This is a genomic window from Streptomyces sp. NPDC047014, assembly GCF_040644195.1.
Lineage (GTDB): Bacteria > Actinomycetota > Actinomycetes > Streptomycetales > Streptomycetaceae > Streptomyces.
In genome coordinates, this window is record NZ_JBEYVX010000146.1 from 1 (window position 1) to 8,647 (window position 8,647).

General features: G+C 73.3%; 6 protein-coding genes. All 6 read right to left on the reverse strand.

Annotated features, from left to right (window positions below):
- Positions 1-134: 134 nt before the first annotated feature.
- Complete coding sequence (gene galE, locus ABZ873_RS33185; protein ID WP_360880277.1) at positions 135-1,127, reverse strand: UDP-glucose 4-epimerase GalE; 993 nt, start codon at positions 1,125-1,127, stop codon at positions 135-137.
- A gap of 60 nt (positions 1,128-1,187) precedes the next feature.
- Complete coding sequence (locus tag ABZ873_RS33190; protein WP_360880280.1) at positions 1,188-2,801, reverse strand: glycosyltransferase family 2 protein; 1,614 nt, start codon at positions 2,799-2,801, stop codon at positions 1,188-1,190.
- A gap of 70 nt (positions 2,802-2,871) precedes the next feature.
- A complete protein-coding gene (obgE, locus tag ABZ873_RS33195; RefSeq protein WP_360880283.1) occupies positions 2,872-4,317 on the reverse strand; it encodes a GTPase ObgE in 1,446 nt (481 codons plus the stop codon).
- 167 nt (positions 4,318-4,484) lie between these two features.
- The gene (gene rpmA, locus ABZ873_RS33200; protein WP_030027134.1) at positions 4,485-4,739 is read right to left on the reverse strand and encodes a 50S ribosomal protein L27; all 255 of its coding nucleotides are present in this window, start codon (positions 4,737-4,739) and stop codon (positions 4,485-4,487) included.
- 13 nt (positions 4,740-4,752) lie between these two features.
- Positions 4,753-5,073, reverse strand: a complete 321-nt coding sequence (rplU, locus tag ABZ873_RS33205; RefSeq protein ID WP_015033583.1) for a 50S ribosomal protein L21 — start codon at positions 5,071-5,073, stop codon at positions 4,753-4,755.
- Between the two features lie 280 nt (positions 5,074-5,353).
- A partial coding sequence (locus ABZ873_RS33210; RefSeq protein WP_360880287.1) for an Rne/Rng family ribonuclease occupies positions 5,354-8,647 on the reverse strand: 3,294 nt, incomplete at its 5' end.

Sequence of the window (8,647 nt, forward strand, 5' to 3'; positions counted from 1 at the left end):
CAGCGACGACACCGACGGGATGGCCGATCTGGCGGGCCTGGCCGGTTACGGCGGCTACGGGGGCTACGCGGGCCACGGCCCCGCCCCCGTCGGCGCCGGGGCGGGCGGCTCTCGTCTGCCGTAGGGGGTGCCCGTCAGGCGTCCTTGCGGGCCGTCTTGTTGGCCTCCCAGCCCGCCCAGGCGGAGGTGACCATCTCACGGACGTCGTGGCGGGCCTTCCAGCCCAGCTCGGCGTGGATCCGGTCCGCGGAGGCCACGACCTTCGCCGGGTCGCCGGGGCGGCGCGGGCTGATCACCGGCGGGTGGTCGTGCCCGGTGCCGGTGTTCAGCAGCTCGACCATCTCGGCGACGGAGACGCCCTCGCCGCGGCCGATGTTGACCGTCAGGTCCTTGTACTCCCCCGCCGCGGCCCACTCGGCCAGCTTCCGGGCGGCGGCCACGTGGGCCTCGGCCAGGTCCTCGACGTGGATGTAGTCGCGGATGCAGGTGCCGTCCGGGGTCGGGTAGTCGTCACCGAAGATCCGGGCGCCCTGCCCGGCGTCGTAACGCTCGAAGACCATCGGGACCAGGTTGAAGACGCCGGTGTCCGCGAGCTCCGGAGCCGCCGCGCCCGCCACGTTGAAGTAGCGCAGGCAGGCGGTGGCGATGCCGTGCGCCTTGCCGGCCGCGCGGATCAGCCACTCGCCGGCCAGCTTGGTCTCGCCGTAGGGGCTCAGCGGCGCGCAGGGGGTGTCCTCGGTGACCAGGTCCACGTCGGGCATGCCGTAGACGGAGGCGGAGGAGGAGAAGAGGACATTGCGGATGCCCGCGTCGGCCACGGCCTGGAGCAGGACCGTCAGGCCCTGCACGTTCTCGTGGTAGTAGTACAGCGGCTTCTCGACGGACTCACCGACCTGCTTCTTGCCCGCCAGGTGCACCACACCGGTGATCCGGTGCTCGCGGAAGGTCTTCTCCAGGATCAGCCGGTCCAGCACGGAACCGACCACCAGCGGCACGCCCTCCGGGACGCGGTCCTCGTTGCCCGTGGACAGGTCGTCGAGGACGACGACCTTCTCCCCCGCGAGCAGCATCGCGCGGACGACGTGCGCGCCGATGTATCCGGCGCCACCGGTGATCAGAAACGTCATGTGTTATCTCCTTGGTCCTGTCCGGCCCCGGGGTGCGAGGCGCGGCGGTGGATCTGGCCGTCAGCCCGCCGACCGGGCTGCCCGGGCCCGGTGCAGACGGTTGCGTACGAGGTAGAGGGCCCCCTCGGCGCCCGGCGCGAGGCGCAGTGCGAGGGCTCCGGCCCCCGTCCGGTAGGGCTGCGCCAGCAGCACACCGTACCGGCTGCTGGGCAGCGCCCGGCGCCGGAGCAGGCGGCCGCGGGGGCGCAGGGAGGTGAACAGCGAGCTCCCGTCGGCGCACCGCACGCCCACCCCGATGTTCCACGCCTGCATCCGGCGCAGCCCCTGGCGGCGGCCCGTGACGGCCAGGTCCGCGAGCCGGAACGGCAGGACGGCGCTCCATCCGCCGCGCCCGTCGGCGACGAGATCGACCGGCCGGGCGGGGATCGCCTCGCCGCCCGCGCGGGGCAGGAAGGTCAGCGCCGCGGTCAGCGGTCCGGCGGCGGCGAGCCGCCCGTACAGGTCGTGCACGTGGATGCGGACGGCGCCGCGCCCAGCGGGCTCGGCGTCGACGGTGACGGGCAGCTGGCCGACCGGCAGCTCCGGCAGGCCGTCCAGGACCACCGGCAGGGCCTCGCTCCACACCGGTTCGCCCGCGGGGCCGACGGCGTACGGGGGCAGCAGCCGCGGCGGTTCGGCGGCCAGCCGGCTGAGCCGCTCGATGTCGGCGGGCGGGGTGGCGGTGGCGCGCAGCAGCCGGACGATCCAGCGGGCGTGGGCGGCGGCCTCGGTGTCGGCCCCGGCGAAGGTGTCGACGTAGTCGCGGGTCAGGGTCCACCAGGCGGCCTGGTAGCCGGGGTCCCGGCCGATCTCCCGCAGGTACATGCGCAGGTCGTATTCGAGGAATTTCACATGGCAGGCGCTGCCGAGCACCGGGGAGGCGGCGCCGAGGATGCCGGCCGCCGTGCGGTGGGCCTCGATGCGCGCCCGCCAGTTCCCGACGTCCTTGCGGTCCAGGGAGATCGACACCTGGGCTGCGCTGCGGCGCACGTGCCATACGTAGACCAGCTCGCCGGTGACCGCGATGCGCGGGGCGGCAGCCAGTACGCGGGCGGTGAAGACGAAGTCCTCGTAGACGAAGCGGCCGTCGGGGAAGCGCAGGCCGTGCTCCTCCAGGAAGGCCCGCGCGTAGAGCTTGTTCACGCACAGGGTGTCGCGGACCAGCTCGGGCCGGTCCGCCGGGCGCTCGATCACATCGCCCGGCGTGTAGAGCCCCGGCATCCACGGCACGTCGTGGTGCTGCGGCAGCTCGCGCCGTACGGCGGCGCCGACGGTCACCGGGGCCCGGTGCTCCTCGGCGGTGCGCACGAGGGCGTCGGCCGCGCCCGGGGGCAGGACGTCGTCGCTGTCCAGGAAGAGCACGTAGCGGCCGGTGGCCACGGCGATGCCGTCGTTGCGCGGGGTCCCGCACCCCCCGCTGTTCTCCGTCCGGTGCACCACCTTGAGGCGGGGATGGGCGGCGGCCAGCTCGTCCAGTACCCGGCCGGTGCCGTCGGAGGAGGCGTCGTCGACCGCGATGACCTCGGAGACGACCGGGCCCTGGGCGAGGGCCGAGGAGACGGCCTCGCCCACGAGCCCGGCGTCGTTGTACGCGATGACCACGACGGAAACCGTGGGGGGGTTGCTGCTGTTCACCCGAAGGATCCTAGGCGACCCGTGTAAAGACGCCTTCAAACCGGATCGGGGCGAGTCCTTCGCCTGCGGGCTAGAACGGCCGGAATTCGTCGTACTCCTGCTGCGCCGAGTCGCCGCGCTTGGCGTCCTTCTCCTTGCGGCGCTGGGTGGCGGGGCGCGGGGCCTCCAGACGGTGGTCCTCACCGCGGCGGCCCAGCATCTCGGCACCGGCCATCATGGTCGGCTCCCAGTCGAAGACGACCGCGTTCTCGTCGGAGCCGATGGCGACGCCGTCACCGGCGCGGGCGCCGGCCTTCTTGAGCGCGTCCTCGACACCGAGGCGGTTGAGGCGGTCGGCCAGGTAACCGACGGCCTCGTCGTTGTTGAAGTCGGTCTGGCGGACCCAGCGCTCCGGCTTCTCGCCGCGCACCACGTACACGTCCTCGGCCTCGTCGTAGGTGACGGTGAAGCCGGCGTCGTCCACGGCCTTCGGGCGGATGACGACCCGGGTCGCCTCCTGCTTGGGCTTGCGGGCGCGCGCCTTGGCGACGACCTCGGCCAGGAAGTACGAGAGCTCCTTGAGGCCCGTGCGGGCGACGGCGGAGACCTCGAAGACCTTGTAGCCGCGGGCCTCCAGGTCCGGGCGGACCATCTCGGCGAGGTCCTGGCCGTCGGGGATGTCGACCTTGTTCAGGACGACGAGGCGGGGCCGGTTCTCCAGACCGCCGCCGTAGATCTTGAGCTCCTCCTCGATGACGTCGAGGTCGGCCACCGGGTCGCGGTCGGACTCCAGGGTGGCGGTGTCCAGGACGTGCACCAGGACCGAGCAGCGCTCGACGTGCCGCAGGAACTCCAGGCCCAGGCCCTTGCCCTGGCTGGCGCCCGGGATGAGGCCGGGGACGTCGGCGATCGTGTAGACGGTCGAGCCGGCGGTGACCACGCCCAGGTTCGGGACGAGCGTGGTGAAGGGGTAGTCGGCGATCTTCGGCTTGGCGGCGGAGAGCACCGAGATCAGCGAGGACTTGCCGGCGCTCGGGAAGCCCACCAGCGCCACGTCGGCGACGGTCTTGAGCTCCAGCACGATGTCGCCGGAGTCGCCCGGGACGCCGAGCAGGGCGAAGCCGGGGGCCTTGCGGCGGGCGGAGGACAGCGCGGCGTTGCCGAGACCGCCCCGGCCGCCCTGGGCGGCGACGTAGGTGGTGCCCTGGCCGACGAGGTCGGCGAGCACGTTGCCCTGCTTGTCGAGGACGACGGTGCCGTCCGGGACCGGCAGGACCAGGTCCTGGCCGTCCTTGCCGGAGCGGTTGCCGCCCTCGCCGGGCTTGCCGTTGGTGGCCTTGCGGTGCGGGCTGTGGTGGTAGTCCAGCAGGGTGGTGATCGCCTGCTCCACCACCAGGATCACATCGCCGCCGCGACCGCCGTTGCCGCCGTCGGGGCCGCCGAGCGGCTTGAACTTCTCCCGGTGAACGGAGGCGCAGCCGTGGCCTCCGTTACCCGCGGCGACGTGCAGCTCGACGCGGTCCACGAAGGTGGTCATGGTTGTTCCTCCAGATACATACGGGAATGTCCCGGGCAGACCTTGCTGCCCATTAAACGTGCCTCTGTGACAACGCGCCGAGGGCGGACCTCTCTTCCCGGCACCTGCCGGAAAGAGCTGAGATCCGCCCTCGGGAAGTTACGAACGCTCGATCAGCGAAAGCTGGATCAGGCGGCCGGAACGATGTTGACGACCTTGCGGCCACGGTGCGTGCCGAACTGCACGGCACCGGCCTGCAGCGCGAACAGCGTGTCGTCGCCACCACGACCGACACCCGAGCCCGGGTGGAAGTGGGTGCCGCGCTGGCGGACGAGGATCTCGCCGGCGGAGACGACCTGACCGCCGAAGCGCTTCACGCCGAGCCGCTGGGCATTGGAGTCGCGCCCGTTCCGGGTGGACGATGCGCCCTTCTTGTGTGCCATGTCTCAGTCCCTCTTACTTCGCAGCCGCGGGGATACCGGTGACCTTGATCGCCGTGTACTGCTGGCGGTGACCCTGGCGACGGCGGTAGCCGGTCTTGTTCTTGTAGCGCAGGATGTCGATCTTGGCGCCCTTGTGGTGGTCCACGACCTCGGCCGTGACCTTGATGCCGGCCAGGACCCACGGGTCGCTGGTCACGGCGTCGCCGTCGACAACGAGCAGGGTCGAGAGCTCGACCGTGTCGCCAACCTTGGCAGTGGAAATCTTGTCAACCTCAACGATGTCGCCGACAGCAACCTTGTGCTGGCGACCACCGCTGCGCACGATGGCGTACACGCGGATCTCTCTCTCACTCGGGACGGATGCTCCTGAAGCCAGCCGCTCAGGCGGGCCGGGGCCCGCGCTGATCCGGATTGGACGAGCGGCCTCTCCCGTACAGCGCTTGCGCGCGGGAAGCGGGAGGAAGGTGCTCAGGAGCGCGGCGCGCACTGGACGGATTCGTACAGGACACGCCGACGGTCTAGGTTACGGGGCCGGTTCCGGAGGGTCAAACCGGGGCCCGTACGGCCGTGGGCCCCGCCGGTCGGCGGGGCCCACGGTCCGGTCACGCTACGGCTCAGGCGTCGGCAGGGGCCGAGGCGGACGGGAGGGGCTGCTCCGTCGCCGCGGTCTTCTTCGTCGTCCGCTTCGTCGCGGTCTTCTTGGTCGTGGCCGTCTTCTTGGCCGCGGTCTTCTTGGCGGCCACCGCCTTCTTGGCCGGGGCCTTCTTCGCCGCGGTCGCCTTCTTGGCCGGGGCCTTGCGGGCGGCCTTCTTGGCCGGCGCGGGCTCCTCCGCCACCGGCTCGGCCTCCTCGGCGGCCTCGGTCACCGGGGCCTCGACGACCACCACGGCGGCCTCCGCCGCCCCGGCGGGCGCGGTGGCCTTACGGGTGGCACGGCGGCGCGGACGGGCCGGTGCGGCCTCCGCCACCGGGGCCTCCTCCGGCGCGGCGGCCGGCTCGGGCTCGGCGACGGGCGCGGCGACCGGCTCCGGCGCGGCCTCGACCACGACGACGGCCTCGGCCTCCGGCTCCGCGACGGGCTCCGGCGCGGTGGCCTTGCGGGTCGCCCGGCGGCGGGTACGGCCCTTCGGCGCGGCCTCCTCCACCGGGGCGGCCGGGGCGGCCTCCACCGACTCGGCGGCCTCGACGGCCTCGGCGACGACCTCGGCGGCCGGCTCCAGCACGGTGTCGGCCGGCTCGGTCACCGGCTCCGCGACGACCTCGGCCACGGGGGCCTCGGCCTGCGCCGGAGCGGCCTCGCGCCGCGGGGCGCCCGCCGGAGCGGTGGCCTTGCGGGTGGCGCGGCGCCGGTTGCGGCGGCCGCTCAGGCCCGCTGCGGCCTCGGCCTCGGCGGCGGAGCCGTACAGCTCCTCGCCCGCGGTGAACTCCGGCTCGGGCAGCGCCTTCGGCGCGGCGACCTCGGCGGCCAGCTCGGCCTCGGTCTCGGTCTCGAAGACCTCGGCCTCCGCGGTCCCGACCGTCTCGACCTCGTGGTCGTGCTGGTCGAACTCCCCGCGGCCGCCACGGCGCTTGGACCGCTTGCCGTTGCCGCCGCCGCCGAGCGCGGCCGGCGTCTCCATGTGGACGATGACACCGCGCCCGTTGCAGTGGACGCAGGTCTCGGAGAAGGACTCCAGCAGCCCCTGGCCCACCCGCTTGCGGGTCATCTGGACCAGACCCAGCGAGGTGACCTCGGCCACCTGGTGCTTCGTACGGTCGCGGCCCAGGCACTCCAGCATGCGCCGCAGCACCAGGTCGCGGTTGGACTCCAGGACCATGTCGATGAAGTCGATGACGACGATGCCGCCCAGGTCGCGCAGCCGCAGCTGGCGCACGATCTCCTCGGCCGCCTCCAGGTTGTTCCTGGTGACGGTCTCCTCCAGGTTGCCGCCCTGGCCGGTGAACTTGCCGGTGTTGACGTCGATGACGATCATCGCCTCGGTCTTGTCGATCACGAGGGAGCCGCCCGAGGGCAGCCACACCTTGCGGTCGAGCGCCTTGGCGAGCTGCTCGTCGATCCGGTACGTCGCGAAGACGTCGACCTCGGAGGTCCAGCGCTGGAGCCGGTCCGCCAGGTCCGGGGCCACGTGCGAGACGTAGCCGTGGATGGTCTCCCAGGCGCCGTCACCGCTGACGATGACCTTCGAGAAGTCCTCGTTGAAAATGTCGCGCACGACGCGGACGGTCATGTCCGGCTCGCCGTAGAGCAGGGAGGGCGAAGAGGTCGTGATCTGCTTCGACTTCTTCTGGATGTCCTCCCACTGCGCCTGCAGACGCTCGACGTCGCGGCGCAGCTCGTCCTCGCTCGCACCCTCGGCGGCGGTGCGCACGATGACGCCCGCGTCCTCGGGGACGATCTTCTTGAGGATGGTCTTGAGGCGCGCGCGCTCGGTGTCGGGCAGCTTGCGGCTGATGCCGGTCATCGAGCCCTCGGGCACGTAGACCAGGTAGCGGCCGGGCAGCGAGACCTGCGAGGTCAGGCGGGCGCCCTTGTGGCCGATCGGGTCCTTGGTGACCTGCACCAGGACCGACTGGCCGGACTTGAGGGCGGACTCGATGCGGCGCGGCCCGTTGGCCATGCCGAGCGCCTCGAAGTTGACCTCACCGGCGTACAGGACGGCGTTGCGGCCCTTGCCGATGTCGATGAAGGCGGCCTCCATGGACGGCAGCACGTTCTGGACCTTGCCCAGGTAGACGTTGCCGACGTAGGAGGTGGCCTCCTCCTTGTTGACGTAGTGCTCGACGAGCACGTTGTCTTCCAGGACGCCGATCTGGGTGCGCTCGCCGGACTGGCGGACGACCATGACGCGCTCGACGGCCTCACGGCGGGCCAGGAACTCGGCCTCGGTGATGATCGGCACGCGGCGGCGGCCCTGCTCGCGGCCCTCGCGGCGGCGCTGCTTCTTGGCCTCCAGGCGGGTCGAGCCCTTGATGGACTGGACCTCGTCGGCGCTCGTACCGCCCTCGGTCTTCTCGCGGGCCGGACGCGGCTCACGGACCTTGACGACGGTACGTACGCCGTCCTCGTCGGAGGTCTCGACGGAATCGGCGGCGTCCCCGCTGCGGCGGCGACGGCGGCGGCGACGGCGACTGGAGGTGGAGCCCAGGGCCTCCTCGGACTCGTCGTCCTCTTCCTCCTCGGCGTCCTGCTCGGCGGTCTCGGCCTCGTCCTCGGCGGACTCGTCGAGGTCGGCGGACTCACCGCGGCGACGGCGGCGGCCACCGCGACGGCGGCGGCGCGAGGGGCGCTCGCCCGACTCGTCGCCGTCCTCGAACTCGGCGGTCTCGGCGGTGTCCTCGTCGGCCTCGGCCTCCGGCTCCTCCACCACGGGCTCCTCGGCCACCGGGGCCGGGGCCTCGGGGGCGCCGCGGCCACGACGGCGACGACGGCCGGACGGCTGCGCGGGAGCGGCCTCGACGGCGGCTTCGGCCTCGTCCTCGTCCTCCTCCTCGGCCTCCTCCGCACGGGCGGCGGCAGCGGCAGCGGCGGCGGCCATGGCGGCCGTCTCGGGGGTCTGGAACATCGGCTCGGCGAAGACCGGGGCCTGGAAGACGGCCACGGCGGGGCGCACCGCGCGGCGGGAGCGGGCCGGGGCGGCGGGGGCCTCGGCGGCCTCCGGCTCGGCGGCGGCCTGCGCGGCGGCGGGAGCGGGCGCGGCCGGGGCCGCGGCGGAGCGGGTGGCGCGGCGGCGGCCGCGCTTGGGGGCGTCCACGGCGTCGGCGACGGTCACGGCGCGGCCGGCCCGGGCCTTGGGGGCCTCCTCGGCGGCAGCGGCGACGGGCTCGGCGGCCGGAGCCTCCTCGGCGGCGGGCTCGGCCACCGGCGCGGCCTCGGCGGCCGGAGCGGCGGCGGCGCGGGTGGCGCGGCG